This is a genomic window from Streptomyces sp. DSM 40750 (assembly GCF_024612035.1).
Lineage (GTDB): Bacteria > Actinomycetota > Actinomycetes > Streptomycetales > Streptomycetaceae > Streptomyces.
Genome location: NZ_CP102513.1, coordinates 9,727,809 through 9,741,917, shown reverse-complemented (window position 1 = coordinate 9,741,917; position 14,109 = coordinate 9,727,809). Strand labels below are relative to the sequence as shown.

General features: G+C 69.3%; 12 protein-coding genes. 3 read left to right on the top strand and 9 right to left on the bottom strand.

The features are described from left to right. Positions 1-157 precede the first annotated feature (157 nt). From JIX55_RS42670 to JIX55_RS42645, 6 genes are all read right to left on the bottom strand, one after another. A complete protein-coding gene (locus JIX55_RS42670; protein WP_257568563.1) occupies positions 158-1,408 on the bottom strand; it encodes an FxsB family cyclophane-forming radical SAM/SPASM peptide maturase in 1,251 nt (416 codons plus the stop codon). Further along, positions 1,408-1,590: an FXSXX-COOH protein gene (locus tag JIX55_RS42665; protein WP_257568562.1), complete on the bottom strand. Its 183-nt coding sequence runs from the start codon at positions 1,588-1,590 to the stop codon at positions 1,408-1,410. Before JIX55_RS42665 ends, JIX55_RS42670 begins: the two co-directional genes overlap by 1 nt. Positions 1,591-1,887: 297 nt before the next feature. Next, complete coding sequence (locus tag JIX55_RS42660) at positions 1,888-2,799, bottom strand: YceI family protein (protein ID WP_257568561.1); 912 nt, start codon at positions 2,797-2,799, stop codon at positions 1,888-1,890. Between the two features lie 160 nt (positions 2,800-2,959). Continuing rightward, a complete protein-coding gene (locus JIX55_RS42655; protein WP_257569678.1) occupies positions 2,960-4,027 on the bottom strand; it encodes a maleylacetate reductase in 1,068 nt (355 codons plus the stop codon). Then, positions 4,027-4,956 carry an intradiol ring-cleavage dioxygenase gene (locus tag JIX55_RS42650; RefSeq protein WP_257568560.1) on the bottom strand — a complete coding sequence of 310 codons (930 nt, stop codon included), beginning with the start codon at positions 4,954-4,956 and terminating at the stop codon, positions 4,027-4,029. The genes JIX55_RS42655 and JIX55_RS42650 overlap by 1 nt, the downstream gene beginning before the upstream one ends. A gap of 60 nt (positions 4,957-5,016) precedes the next feature. Then, positions 5,017-6,774 (bottom strand): FAD-dependent oxidoreductase, encoded by a 1,758-nt coding sequence (locus JIX55_RS42645; RefSeq protein ID WP_257568559.1) that lies wholly within the window; start codon positions 6,772-6,774, stop codon positions 5,017-5,019. Positions 6,775-7,001: 227 nt separating this feature from the next. Between JIX55_RS42645 and JIX55_RS42640 the strand changes: the two genes are divergently transcribed. Next, positions 7,002-8,807: a sigma-54-dependent Fis family transcriptional regulator gene (locus tag JIX55_RS42640; RefSeq protein WP_257568558.1), complete on the top strand. Its 1,806-nt coding sequence runs from the start codon at positions 7,002-7,004 to the stop codon at positions 8,805-8,807. 400 nt (positions 8,808-9,207) lie between these two features. Here the strand turns inward: JIX55_RS42640 and JIX55_RS42635 are convergent, their stop codons facing one another. Together JIX55_RS42635 and JIX55_RS42630 are read right to left on the bottom strand one after the other, a co-directional pair. Then, positions 9,208-9,888: an endonuclease gene (locus JIX55_RS42635; RefSeq protein ID WP_257568557.1), complete on the bottom strand. Its 681-nt coding sequence runs from the start codon at positions 9,886-9,888 to the stop codon at positions 9,208-9,210. 293 nt (positions 9,889-10,181) lie between these two features. Then, positions 10,182-11,060 carry an alpha/beta fold hydrolase gene (locus tag JIX55_RS42630; protein WP_257568556.1) on the bottom strand — a complete coding sequence of 293 codons (879 nt, stop codon included), beginning with the start codon at positions 11,058-11,060 and terminating at the stop codon, positions 10,182-10,184. A gap of 645 nt (positions 11,061-11,705) precedes the next feature. Between JIX55_RS42630 and JIX55_RS42625 the strand changes: the two genes are divergently transcribed. Continuing rightward, on the top strand, positions 11,706-12,803 hold the full coding sequence (locus tag JIX55_RS42625; protein WP_257568555.1) for an NmrA family NAD(P)-binding protein: 1,098 nt from the start codon (positions 11,706-11,708) through the stop codon (positions 12,801-12,803). 333 nt (positions 12,804-13,136) lie between these two features. On the opposite strand, the gene JIX55_RS42620 is transcribed toward JIX55_RS42625, so the two are convergent. Continuing rightward, entirely contained in the window at positions 13,137-13,604 is a 468-nt protein-coding gene (locus JIX55_RS42620; protein WP_257568554.1) for an ester cyclase, read from the bottom strand. Between the two features lie 88 nt (positions 13,605-13,692). Between JIX55_RS42620 and JIX55_RS42615 the strand changes: the two genes are divergently transcribed. After that, positions 13,693-14,052 carry a winged helix-turn-helix transcriptional regulator gene (locus tag JIX55_RS42615; protein ID WP_257568553.1) on the top strand — a complete coding sequence of 120 codons (360 nt, stop codon included), beginning with the start codon at positions 13,693-13,695 and terminating at the stop codon, positions 14,050-14,052. The last annotated feature ends 57 nt before the right edge of the window (positions 14,053-14,109 follow it).

Here is a 14,109-nt window from a genome sequence, read left to right as displayed (position 1 = left end):
CAGAGAACGATACCCCTGTCCGGCCGGACGGGGCCCCTTTTCGGCAGGGCCCGAATCCATGCTTCCCCCGATCTACGCGTCCAACTCCCCTTCCGTGAGTGCTTGTTCGCGGAATGCCGCACGGCCGTTGTCCGTGCGCCCTGAGTCGCGCTCCGGCTCAGGGGGGAGCAGACGGGCGTTCCGGCCCGGGTTCCGACGGGGTTTCCGTGAGGTGTGCCAACTCGAGGTGGACACGGTGACGGACGTGGGTGATGAAGGCGGCGAGGTCGAAGCAGTAGATCGACGGGGTCGCGAATCCGGTGGCGGGGTGGTGACGGTGTGCGTAGAGGCCGCCGCCGCAGACCGGGGCCAGCGCGCAGTCGCGGCAGACGGGGCCGAGGCCGGGCAGTCCGGCCTGTCTGCCGCGTACCGTCTCCGTCGCCAGCGCGTCGGAGAAGGAGTGCCGGAAGATGTCGAGACCGGTCTCGGGGGCTCCCTCCGCGACGACCTTCAGGGAGTCGGAGTACTCCATGGCCCCGTCGGTCTCGACGACCACGAGGTCCACCGGCGCGAGCCCCAGCGCCTCGGAGTTCACGGCGCCGCCGAGCACTCCGGACACGACCTCCTCGAACATCCGGACCCCGGTCTCCTTGCGCGGCGCGTCGAACCAGCGGTCGAACGCCGTGACGAGCCACTGGGCGTACGGAGTCGGCTCGTCCGGCGGCACGACGAGCGGGGGGCGCGCCGGGGGAACCCGGCGGTGTTCGAGACCGGGTGGTGGATGCCCCCAGGTGCCGTGCGGCAGCAGGAAGTCGATGCGGGGCGCGTCGAAGTCCAGCAGTGCCTCGTAGGTTTCGACAGGGTCGTTGGCCAGGTCCAGGGTGCACAGCAGCCCTCTGAACAGTTCTCTGTGCCGGGGACTGTTCAGCAGGCGCAGCGCCGCCGCGACACGCGCGTGGCTGGGGCGGCCGTTCGCGAACCGGCGGTGGCGGTCGTGCGCCGTGGGGGAACCGTCGAGGCTGACCGCCACGCCGACCCGGTGGCGGCGCAGCAGCGCCAGGAACCGCTCGTCGAGGAGTGTGCCGTTCGACTGCATCGAGCAGCGCACCTCCACCACGGGGGCGAGGCGTTCGGCGACGACGGTGAGCAGCTCGTCGAGGTGCTCCTTGCCGACAAGCAGAGGTTCTCCCCCGTGGAGGATGATCCGCACCGTGCGGAGCCGGTGCTCACGCGCGTGTTCGGCGATCCGGTCCACGGCCTGCCGCACGGTGTCGAGGGACATCACTCCGGGACGTCTTCGCCAGCTCTGGTCGGCGGCGAAGTACACATAGCAGTAGTCACAGGACAGGTTGCATAAACTGTGTATTTTCAGCAGGAACTGCCGGAAGGGGACTACGGGTAAGCCCCCGGACCCGGCCTCCGCCGTCATCACAGCGCACTGTCGAAGACGATGTCGGTCGTCCTCGACGCGCCGTCTCGTTCCTCGAGGTGGCGTCGCACGGCGTGACCGAACACCGTGTTCCTCCCGGCCACCGCCTCCAGCAGACCGGCCGTCACCTGGGAGATGTCGACCAGTCGTGTGCTGTCGTGGCTGTTCTGAGGCGCGTCCATGCCTTGCTGCCTCCCTGAGAGCCGCTGGGTGCGGAGAAGCCGCCCCCGCCCGGATGCATTCCCTGTCCATGCTCTGTCAGTGCTCTTCGCACGTCCACAAGACATTTGGCGTCAGCAGGCCCCCGCACACAGCGACAACTGCAGGCTCTCTCCCCCTCTTTATTTGCCACCATGGCCGAATTGATGTACATGACCGCCGGGTTTCCGGCTGCGGATGACAACGAATGGCGTACTCATCCGGAAAGCGGAATTCGGCCACCCCCGATGTGAGCGGATATCGCGCAGATCCTGTGCCCTCTACTCGGGCGGCGTGGGCGTGTCGTGGGTCCGGTACATCGCCTGGACGTCCAGCTCCAGCTGGATGGTCGGGCCGACCACCGCGATACCGCGGGCGAGCATGGAGCGCCAGTTGAGGGTGTAGTCCTCGCGATGGAGTTCGGACTTGGCGAGGGCGGCACAGCGGAGTTCCTCGCCGTAGCCGCCGTTGACGGTGCCGAGGTAGGTGGTGTCCAGGGACACCGAGCGGCTGACGCCGTGCATGGTGAGGCTGCCCTGGAGCACCCACTTGCTGCCGCCGCGGTAGGCGAAGCGGGTGCTGGTGAAGTCGATGTACGGGAAGCGTCCGACGTCGAGGAAGTCGGCGGAACGCAGGTGTGTGTCGCGGGTGTTGTTGCCCGTGGTGATGCTCGACGCGTCGATCCGCACATGGACGCGGGATTGGGAGACGTCCTGCATGATCTGTATGCCACCGTCGAAGCGTTCGAAGCGGCCGTGCACATGGGCCATGCCGACATGCTTGGCGATGAACCGGATCGCGGTGTGGGGCGGGTCGAAGAGCCAGGTGCCGGCGACGGGGAGTTGGAGCTGTCGCGCCGATCGGAGCCATACGCGCTCAGGAGACGGGCCCTCGTCGGGCAGGACCTCGATGGTCTCGCGGTGCGGTTCCAGGCCCTCGGCCACGATCAACAGGCTGTAGCTGCCCGGCGGCAGGACAGCCATGAAGAAGCCGTACGGGTCGGTCGTACCGCGTGCCGCCGTACGGTGGCTGCCGAGTTCCGTGACCGTCACATCGGCCGCGCCCATGGGATCGTTCACGGGGTCCAGGACCTCGCGCATGACCACACCCGCGCCGTCCGGTACCGGGAACGCGGGGCCCGCGCCGCCTCCGGTGGCACTCCTGAGTCGCCACCGGAGCAGTCCGAGGGGCATGGTGTTCACCTTTCGGTTCTCGTGGATCAGTTCTCGTCGCTGGGTTGTTGTCGGTGGGTTGTCGTCGGTGGGTTGTCGTCGGTGGGTTGTCGTCGGTGGGTTGTCGTCGGTGGGTTGTTGTCGGTCGGTCGGTCGGTCGTGGTCGGCCAGTGGTGGTCGGTCACGACCAGGTCGGGGGCCGGTCGCCCTCGTACGCCGCCGTCAGGACCTCCAGGGCGTCCGCCGTGGTGAGGTTCCGTGGGTTGGGGTACGCCTGCCCGGTCACCTCGGCCGCCGCCACGGCCAAGTCGGCTTCGCCGAGGCCCAGTTCGGCCAGCGAGCGGGGTGCGCCGAGGCGGCCGGAGAGGTCCCACAGGGCGTGAGGGGCATCGTCGGTGGCCAGGGCTCGGCCGAGGGCCGTCAGGGCATCGGGGGCGGCGGGCGCGTTGTAGGCGAGGGCGTACGGCAGGACGACCGTGTGGGTCTCGGCGTGCGGGAGGCCGAAGGTGCCGCCGAGGACGTGGCACAGCTTGTGGTGCAGGCCCATGGTGGTCGCACCGAGCGCGGCACCGCAGAGCCAGGCGCCGTAGAGGGCACGACCGCGCGCCTCAAGGTCCTCGGGATCGGCGGCCACCCCGGGGAGAGCGCCCGTCATGGACCGGGCGCCCTCCTCGGCCATCAGCGACACCAGCGGCGAGGCGTCCGGCGCGTACAGTGCTTCGGCGGCGTGTGCGACCGCGTTGATGCCGCTGGTCACGGAGAGACCCGCCGGGAGGGAGAGGGTGAGTTCGGGGTCGTAGACGACACTGCGCGGCAGGACCGAGGGGGCGCGGCCGGTGCGCTTGACGCCGTGTTCGGTCAGGCCCCAGACCGGGGTCATCTCGGAGCCGGAGTACGTCGACGGTACGGCGATCAAGGGCAGTTCGGTGCGGAGCGCGATCGCCTTGCCCAGTCCGATCGCCGAGCCGCCGCCGACCGCCACGCATCCGTCCGCGCCCGCGGCCCGTGCCACTCGCACCGCTTGGTCCGCGACCTCCACCGGCACATGCTGGCGAGCCTCGGCGAACAATCCCGCGCACGCGTCACCGAGCGACTCCACGACCGCCCGGGCGGTCTCGCCGCCCCTCGGTCCGCACACCACCAACAGCCGCCGCAGCCCCAGCCGTTCGGCCTCACCCGCCACCGCGGTCACCGACGCGCCGGGCCGCATGACGACCCGCATGGGCTGGGCCTCGTACACGAACTCCATCACGACCGCCCCGAGTTGACTGCGTCTCGTGTGCCGGGCCCGTCGGCGTCGAGCCCATCCGGTGGATCGAGTGGGTTGAGCACGAGGTCGAAGCGGGCATGCCGGAACGGGTTCGGAATGCCGAACTCCTTTGCCAGGGACGGGTCGTCGGTCTCGGCGAAGTCCTTGACGAGGCTCTCCTTGACCGCGAAGACCGCGTCCGAGTCGAGGTGGTCGCTGCCGGCCACGAAGATGTGGGTGGTGACCGGCGCGTGGCCCTCGGCGGAGGCGATGAAGTGGATGTGGGCCGGGCGGTAGGGGTGCCGGGCCGTCGCGCGGAGAAGGTCCCCGACGGGGCCGTCCGTGGGGATGGGGTACGGGCTCGGCACGCAGGTGCGGAACCAGAAGCGGCCCTCGGCGTCCGCCGTGAACAGTCCGCGCCCGTTGCCGGCCGGCTGGATGTCCGGCTGCTGGACGTCGTAGTAACCCTCGGCGTTCGCCTGCCAGACGTCGAGGACCGCGCCGGGCTGCGGAGTGCCGTCCTTCGAGAGCACGCGCCCGCTGACCACGCACGGCTCGCCGCCGCCCATCAGGTCGATGTCCGCGCCGAGCTCCCGGACCGGGGACTCGGTCATGTGGAACGGGCCGAGAACCGTTGACTCGGTCAGGCCTCCGCGCTCGTCGCTGTTGATCGTCTCGACCAGCATCGAGACGCCGAGGACGTCCGACAGGAGGACGAACTCCTGTCGGGTGTCCGTGCAGGTCTGTCCGGTCGCTGTGAGGAAATCGATCGCCCGTTCCCACTCGGCCATCGTCGGTTCGGTCTCCCGGACGAAGGCGTGGAGGTGGCGGGTGAGGGCGGCGAGCAGCCCGCGCAGCCGCGGGTCGGCCGTGCCGTCGAGGCTGTCGACGACCGCCTCGGTGATCCGGGTGGTGAATTCGGTGGTCATGCCCCACTCCTACGACGGTTCCCGCGACTCCGCTACGGCTGAGCGCGCGGCTGTTCCCTTTCAGGCATGCCCGAGGATCCGCCGGACCGCCTCGGTCAGCAACCGCTCGGCGTCCGCCCGGGACGCGGCCGCCGTCGCGTGCCGGAAGGCGATGTACCCGTCCGGCCGTACGAGCAGGGCTCCCCCGTCGGCCACCTCGCTGAGCCGCGCCCAGTCGCCGTACGGGTCCTCGTACTCCTGGCCGGGGCCGATGACGACGGTGGCGATCTCCAGGTTCTGGGCCGCGGCGGCCTGTGTCCAGTCGGTGCCGCCGATGCCGGTGAGCAGGGTGAAGCGGCCCTGGCCGACCGTGTCGAGGGTGGACAGGGTGCGGGTGCCGGAGGTGATCCAGGCGTGCGGGAGCTTGGCGCCGGGGCGGGAGGTGGGCTGGTGGTACAGCTCGGGGTCGCGGTCGAAGCCGGGGTCCGGGGTGCCATCGGGCACGATGGCTTCCGAGGCGTACCGCTGGTTGAGGTCGACGCCGTGCGCGTTGAACTCGTACACCTTGAACGCGATCGCCTCGCGCAGCTTCGCCCGCTGCTTCTGAGCCGCCTCGGTGTCGTCCTTGCGGGCGGCGATGTTGGCCCACAGCTGCTCGGGGGTCTGCGGGGAGAGCCCGTCGAGCGCCTCGAAGACGGGGGCGGTCTCGCCGATGGACTTGTTGGCGCGGGTGACGATCTGCTTGCCGATCGGGGCGCGCTCGGCGGTGTAGGTGTCCAGCAGTTCGGGGGCGGCCGTGCCGTCGAGGACGAGCTTGAGCTTCCAGGCCAGGTTGTACGCGTCCTGGATGGAGGTGTTGGAACCGAGGCCGTTGGACGGCGGGTGGCGGTGCGTGGCGTCACCGGCGCAGAAGACTCGGCCGTTCGAGTAGGTCTCCGCGTACATCTCGTTGACGGTCCAGGCCGAGGACGACCTGATGGTCACCGGGATCTCGTCGTCGCCCACCAGCCTGCGCACGATCGACTCCGCGTACTCGGTGGTCAGGTCGGGGGCGCCCGCGGTGACGTCGTACCCCCAGACGATCATCCACTCGTTCCAGGGCCGTACGCACCGGACGAGGCCGGCGCCGATGCCGCCGACGGTGGCACCGGGGGCGAGTACCCAGTAGAGGGTGGACGGCCGGTGCGCGGTGTACTTGGTCAGGTCCATGTCGAAGACGATGTTGATGCTGCCGGCCACGCCCATCTGGCCGCCCATCGGCAGCCCGGCGTCCTCGGCGACCTGGGAGCGGCCGCCGTCGGCGCCGATGAGGTACTTGGCGCGGATGGTGTACTCGTCGCCGCGCAGCCGGTCCTCGACGGTGACCGTGACGCCCTCGTCGTCCTGGACGAAGGACTTGTAGACCGTGCTGAAGCGCAGGTTGGTGCCGCGGGCGACGGCCGCGTCGATGAGCACGGGCTCCATGAGGTGCTGCGGCATGTCGCACATACGGGTGGGGCTGGCCAGGTCGTGCGCGGCCTGGACGAGCGGGTCGTTGCCCCAGGAACGGACCCGGCCCAGTTCCTCGCCCGCGAGGCTGGTGCAGAAGGTCGTGTTGCCCATCAGCGGCTGCGGCGTGGCCTTCGCGACGACCTCGTCCTCGACCCCGAGGTCCCGCAGGACCTCCATGGTGCGCTGGTTGGTGATGTGCGCCCGGGGCGTGTCGGCGAGACTCGCGTAGCGGGTGACCACGATGTTCGGGACGCCGTACGTACTGAGGGCGAGCGCGGCGGAGGCGCCCGCGGGGCCACTGCCCACGATCAGTACGTCGGTCACGACATCGGGCTCGACGATGTGCACGGCAAACGCTCCAGGGAATGAGAACAGCACCGACCTTTCAAGATCATGGAGGGCGGCGCGGGAGCGTGGGTGTCTCAAAAAGAGACAGTGCGTGTGGCTGGCTTGTCACCATGGGATACGAGACGGGGGCCGCGCCCGTTCAAGCAGACGCACGGGGATCGGGCCTACCGCCGGGCAGCGGGGTGGTCGTTGCTCGTTCAACCCCGCCCGGTACGGTGAGTGGTGTCGTGACCACCGCAGAGCACCTCTCCGTCCACCCTGCCCCGGCGTCGCTGCGCAGGGCCCGTGAGCTGTTCCTCAAGGGGCGCCCACTCCCGGACGGTGTGCCGGAGGAAGTCGTCGCCGCCTGGAAGCGTGCCCGGTTCTTCGGCGTACGACACGACGTTCACGCCCTCGCGCCCGAAGCGCCACGGAATTCCGTACGACCGGCCGAGTCCGACCTGTTGGCCGCGGCCCGGCCGGTGCTCGAACGGCTCGCCCCCGCCGTCGGCACCGGGGAGACGGCACTCGTGCTCACCGACGAACGGCTGCGGGTGCTGTGGGCCACCGGGTGCGCGTCGGACGATCCCTGTCGCCAGGACCTCTCCGAGCAGGTGGTCGGCCACAACAGCGCGGTCCTCGCGCTGCGCATCCGCCGCCGCGCCGAGGTGCACGGCCCGGAGCACTTCCTCGATGTGTGGCAGGACGTGTCCGCGGTCAGCGTCCCCGTGCTCGCGCCGGAGACCGGCCAGGCGCTGGGCACGGTGACGGTCACCTCCGGGCTCTGCGCCGAGTGCGCTCCGCATCCGTGGGCCCCGCTCGCCGAGGCCGCGGCCGGCGCCGTAGAGGCGGAACTCCTGGCGCGGACGCAGGCGGCCGAACGGGTTCTGCTGGACGCGTATCTGCGGGCCGCACGGGACCAGGGGCAGGCGGTCGTCGCCCTCGACGGCCGTAACCGTCTGGTGAGCGAGGCCGCGGGGCGGCTGTTGTCACCGGAGGGTCTGGAGGCGCTGGAGCGGAGCGTGGTCGCGCTGCTGCGGGACGCGGACGGTGGGGTGCGGCCGGCGGGTGAGGGCGCCTCGGGCGCCGCTTCGAAGCCAGTGTCCGCGGCCATCGCCGTAGCAGGCTCGGCCTCGGGTTCCTTCCACGTCCGGCTCCCTGACGGTGTGAGGTGTTCCGCGACCGTCTCCCCCGTACCGCACCGGGGCGCGGTCATCGGTGTGGTGGCCGTACTGGAGCCGTTGGGGCGTGCGACCGCGGCGCCGGTCGGGCGGGGTGTCGTGGCGCTGGCGGGGCGTTCGGTGCCGTGGCGGCACGCGGTCGGCCGCGCGACGGAGTTGGCCCGGTCGCCGGAACCGCTGCTGCTCGTCGGCGAACGCGGCACCGGGAAGTCCGCGCTCGCCCACGAACTGGCCGCCGACCTGCTGGTCGTCGACGCGGCCGAGGGCGAACTGGGCTCCGTGACCGCAGTACTGACGGAGGGTCACGCGCTTCTCATCCGCCATGTCGAACGCCTCGCGCAGCCCGACACCGCGACGCTCAACGCGCTCCTCGAAACCCATCCGGGCGCGCCCCTGCTGGTCACCTACACCCCCGGGCCTCCTCCGGGCCCCTGCCTCCAACGGCTCCTGGACACGCTGGCCGCGCGCTCGGTCGCCCTTCCCGCGCTGCGTGAACGACCGGAGGACATAAGGGAGTTGCTGACGGCTCTGGCGCCGAAGCCGACACCGGGGCAGCCCCCGCTCACCTGGACACTGGACGCCCTGCGCGCCCTGGAACAGCATCCGTGGCCCGGCAACATCACCGAACTCCTGCACCTCGTACGGGCGTTGGCCGAGCACCGCCGTGCGTCGGGCCCCGTCCGGCGCGCCGAACTGCCGGACCCCGTTCGCGAGGGGCCCGCGACCCGACGTCTCAGCCCCATGGAGCACGCCGAACGCGCCGCCATCCTGGAGGCCCTCCGCCGCAACGGAGGCAACAAGGCCCGCGCGGCGGCGTCCCTGGGCATCGCCCGCGCCACGCTGTACCGGAAGCTGCGGGGCTACCGGGGCTGACGGTGTTCTCCTCGGCCCACCTGCTCCCGGCGCCTTTCATCCGTGTGCATCCGTGTGCATCCGTGTGCATCCGTGTGCATCCGTGGATGAGACGCCGTGACGACGCGACCGGTGCCGGTCGGCGAGCACGGGTCGCCGCGTCGCCGCGGTCGGGCCCGGTCGCGGTGTGTGACGGGTTCCGAATGCGCCGATTGCCGCTGACCGAGATCCAGCAGCCGCTTGCCGCCGGGGTTTGTGCCTCCCACGGGACGCGCTGCGGTCGTCGCGCCCGTCCGGCAGTCGATCAGGGCTGCGGTCGGGTGGCGCACGGACGCGGGTCGGGCCACCGCCGGGCGGGCACGGACGCGGACCGGGCCACCGCCGACCGGGGCCCGTTCGCAAGGTTTCCCCGGAGGGTCTGTCACGCCGCCTTGGCGGCCGCGAGTACCTCGTCCGCCAGCGGTTTGTCGAGGGCCGCGTGGACCAGGCCGTCCGCCAGGCGGGGCATCTCGCGGTCGGGGACGAGGCCGCTCAGCTTTTCGGGTGAGGCCGGCAGCCCGAGCCGTCGGGCCCCGTCCAGGGCTTTGCGGTCGATGTACGGCGCGAACTCCGGCCACACGCCCTGCACGTCACGCAGGAAGATGTCGGCCCCTGTGGGCCCGATCCCCGGTATGTCCAACAGGGCTTTCTTCGGGTCGGGTTCCTCGCGCAGCCGGCGCAGATCGCCGTCATAGCGCTCCAGCAGCAGTTCGGCTCCCTTGCCGAGCATCGTGGAGGTCCGCTCGTCGTAGCGCCGGTAGCCGCCCTCGCCGAGTGCGTCGACGCGCTGTTGCCAGGACGCCTCCGCCATCGACCGCGCGTTGCGCATGCCGGCGTCGAACAGCGCCTTGGCCGCTGCCACCGCGATGTCGGCCCTGATACGGGCGCTGAGCAGTATCGCGAGCACGAGCGTCTGGTACAGCGGCGTCGGGGTGTTGCGCAGCCGGATGCCGGCCTGCGCCGTATAGGTGCGCTGCTGTCGGTCGAGCAGGGCACGCACCACTGCTTCGTCCGTCGCGCCGGTCGCTTTCCGGCCGGACTTCCCCTTGGTCTTCGCAGTCATCGCCTGGTCACCCGCTCAAGGTTTCACCGGTTTCCCGGAGGGCCTCATATCCCACCCGATCCCCGCCCGATCCGTGTACCCGTCCAGGTCCGATCCGTGTACCCGTCCAGGTCCGATCGATACGGCCGTTCATCACCAACCGTCCGCTCGAGGGCGATGCCCAGGTGGCGCCAGGCGCATCAGGCCAGAGCCCTGATCAGCGACATCGCCGACGATGCGACCCACTGGCACATGATCTCGACGGCGCTTCGGTCATGCACCGTTCCTTTGCGTGTCAGGACGTCGGGCGGCGGTCACGCCACCGCGTTCAACAGATCGGCGAGGATGCCGGGCCGTTCCAGCGCGATGAAGTGGCCCGCTCCCGGCACCTGCGCGAAATCGGCGGCAGGCAGCAGTTCCTTGTCGGCCTGCCGGTCCGAGGGCCGGGACCAGTCGTTCTCCCCGTAGACGAGGTGGACGGGTGCCTTGATCTCGGGGTAGCGCGAGCGGGCGGCGATGAGACTGGGCAGGCTCTGGTACACGGCCCTGGCGACGGTCGGGTAGCCGGGGCGGCTGCCCACCTGGAGGAGCTCGTCGACGTAGTCCGCCCGCAAAGCGGCCTTGTCGCCCAGCCCGCCCTGAAGGATCCTGCGAAGGGCGGCCTTGGGTTCCACCCCGGCGATCACCGGGCCCACCCCCGGAGTGAGGACACCGGTGACCACCACACGGGCGAGGAGACTGGACCGGGCGATCCCGCCGGGGAAGTCGTACGTGTTCACCGCGACGACGCGCCGTACCCGCTCCGGCAGATCGGCCGCGGTGGTCAGGGCGAGCACCGCCCCCATCGACTCCCCGACCAGGGTCACGTCGTGGAGGTCGAGTTCGGTGAGGAGCCGCTTGACGCCCGCGCGCATGGCCGGCTCGTCGTACGACGCGCCGGGCACGATCTCGGAGTAGCCCATCCCCGGTAGGTCGAGGGCGTACACGGTGTACTGGTCCGAGATCAGGGGGATGAGGGAGCGGAAGTGCTCGGCCTGGGTGCGCACGGTGTGCAGCAGGACCACAGGAGCGCCGGTGCCCGCTTTGAGGTAGCGCAGGGTTCCCTCGTCGCTGCGGTGTCCTGTGCGCGGGACGATGGTGTGGCTGGTGGTCCCCGGAATGTGAATCGTGGGACGTGGCTCTGGGCTGGGCATCTCGTCAGCTTCCCTTTGTGTGAACTGCTGCGGACAGGTGATTCGGATAGGGACCGCCCGATGGGGGTGACCACGCATCAGCCCTTGGACTCGTGGAGAAACCGACCGGTTTCCGTCATCGTAAACCGGTCGGTTTCTGCACGCAAGGCTGAGGTTGCCATCCACAGCAACAGGGTCAGCGCGCAGGAGAGACGCGAAAGTGTCACCCGCGCGGCGGTCGCCGAGGTCGCGCTCAAGGGCTACTGGGGATGACCCAGCCGCCTATGACCGAAGCGGCCCGTCGATCGCGCGGGTTCAACCCGCCGCGAAGAGTCCGACGCTGACCGACGCGCGTTTGCCCGGGTTGCGGGCGACGGCCGGGCGCCGGTGAAAGGGTGCCGGGCCTCCGGTCATCCAGGCCGCCTGCGGCCTGCATCCGTCCCGGCCGACCGCGATGGATGTCATCCGCGCCCAGGATCGCGAGGTCGTCGAGGCGCCACCGCCCGAGGCGCTTGCCCCTCGGAAACCGATCGGTGTACCCTGCTCGAAACCGATCGGTTTCCCAAACGGGTCTCGGTCGCCGGGCCGATTTAGAGATCAGTCTCGAACTCACCGCGTCCATCACGTACTGATCACGTACGCACTCAACCTCCGGAGTCGTTTTCCATGCCTTCTCACGCCACCTCCCGTATCTTCGTGATCGGCGGTACGGGGGCTCAAGGGATGCCCATCGTCCGCTCTCTTGTCGCCGACAAGAAATACTCCGTCCAGGTTCTCACCCGCGATTCCAGCTCCCCTCGAGCCCAAGCACTCCTCGCGCTCGGCAACGTCTCCCTCCTGGAAGGGTCGTTCGCCGACGAGGACGTGCTGCGGGAAGGGTTCCGCGACTGTGACGGGGTATTCATCAACATCGACGGGTTCAACACCGGTGAGAAAACGGAGACCTACTGGGCGATCCGCAGTTACGAGATAGCGATCGAAGAAGGAGTCAAGTTCTTCGTTTACGGAAATCTCGACTACACCCTCAAGAAGTCCGGCTACGACTCGAGGTTCCGCACAGGCCATTATGACGGTAAAGGCCGCATGGCCGAATGGGTGTTGTTTCAAAATGAAAAGAACAGGGACCGGATGGGTGCAGCCGTCTTCACGTCAGGTCCCTACATTGAGATGGTGATCTCACCGCTCACGCCCATGACGCCCACCGTTGAGGACGGTGTCGTCACGTGGCGAGTCCCTCTCGGCGAGGGAGCCGTTCCTCACGTGGCTCTCGAAGACTGCGGGTTCTACGTTCGCTGGCTCTTCGACCATCCGGAGCGCGCGAATGGCATGGACCTCGAAGTCGCCATCGAGCACATGACCTATGCCGACATGGCTGCGGCGTTCGAGAAGGTCACCGGGCATCCGGCACAGTACATCGACACTGATCTGGACACATATTGGAACGCGCCGGACGTGAAGGGCATCGCTGATCAGCCTGCCGGCTACAACGCCGATCCCAACGATAAAAGCACCATGAGCTTCCGGGACAATTTCACGGGCTTCTGGAACACATGGAAGCACGGAATCATCACCAGGGATTACGCTCTGCTCGACGAAATCCACCCCAACAGGATCAGAAGTGCTGAGGAGTGGTTCCTCCGGGAGGACCAGGTGGGAAGGGAACTCGGTAAAGGTAGTCTCTGGGAGAGGGTCCAACCGGAGAACTGGACCCTCGACTCTGCGATCCTCAAGAGCAGTGCTGATTTGAGGACGGGCACGTTGTAAACGGGTGAGCGGTATGGCCGCTCGGTAGACGCTGAGCGATGAGTTGCATGTCCGCGATCTTCGCCGGGAGTTGCTGCCGGGGAGGCGTACGGCTCCGCGGACGGTCGTCCCGACGGCGACGACCGTGTCAGCGCGGGCCGAACGAACCGCGACCGGCTGGGTTCATCCCCGGTGAGGACGGAGGTTCCGGCGGTGCCGATGGCCCGCCGCCCCACCCACTCATGGCCGTCGGCATGCCTTTCCCGGACCAGCCCCTGGAACGAGTGCGTCGCGTCGAGGCGGCGGTTGCCGATCAGGGCTCGGGGCAGGCGTGGTCCGAGACGGCCTCGGTCTTCAGGCCGGCTGCGCGCCGGTGCTGATCTGTTGGGTGAGCTTGAGCAGTTCTTCGACGTGGTAGATCTCGGTGATCTTGCCGTCAGCCACGCGGACGATGTCGGTGCCGGTGAGGTCGACCGGGTTGCCGCTGGCGGCGAACCCGAAGGCGTCTCCGGTGTGCGTCCCGGTCATCCGCCAGTGGAGGACCACCCAGCCGCCGGGAAGCTCCTGCTGGAACAGGACCCGGTGCTGCGTGTCGGTGAATCCGTCGCGGACCGCGGCGATCAGCACTCGCATGCCGTCGATGCCCGAGGCGGCGTCGGCAGCAGGGTTGTGGTCGATCAGATCCGGAGCGAACACCTCGTCCGCCCCGGCGACGTTACCGGTGTCGTAGAGCTCAAGGTTGCGCGCGGCGACCCGCAACGCGGTGGTGGTGGCCGAGCGCACCGTCTCCCTCGCGGTGTTGGCCGTGCTGATCGCGGTCATGAGGTCCTCCAAGGTGTGGGGGTGCGGGCTGCTCCGGCTATAGTTCCCTGAGGGAATCAGTTCCCTCAAATGAACCAATGGGAAGAGCATGAGTGAGCTGGATCACCCTTTGCCGGAATGTCCGATCGCTCGGTTCCTGACCGTGCTGGACGGGCCCTGGGCGACGCTGATCGTGCGGGAGCTGCTGACCGGCCCGAAACGCTTCACCGAGCTGCGCGCCGGGCTTCCGGGGATCAGCCCCAAGACCCTGTCCTCACGGCTGCGACGATTCGTACTCCTGGGGCTGGTCACCCGCACGGCCTATCCGGAGATCCCGCCCCGCGTGGTGTACGAACTCACCCCGGCAGGCGCCCGACTCGAGGTCGTGCTGGCCACCATGGGCGCCTGGGCCGAACAAGACCTTCCCCGCACTGGGGCATTCCCGATCGAAGATCAAGCCAACTCCTAGTCAGTCCGGACACCTGCGCGCCGCTGTCCGCATGCGGCCACGTCCGAGGGGCACTCG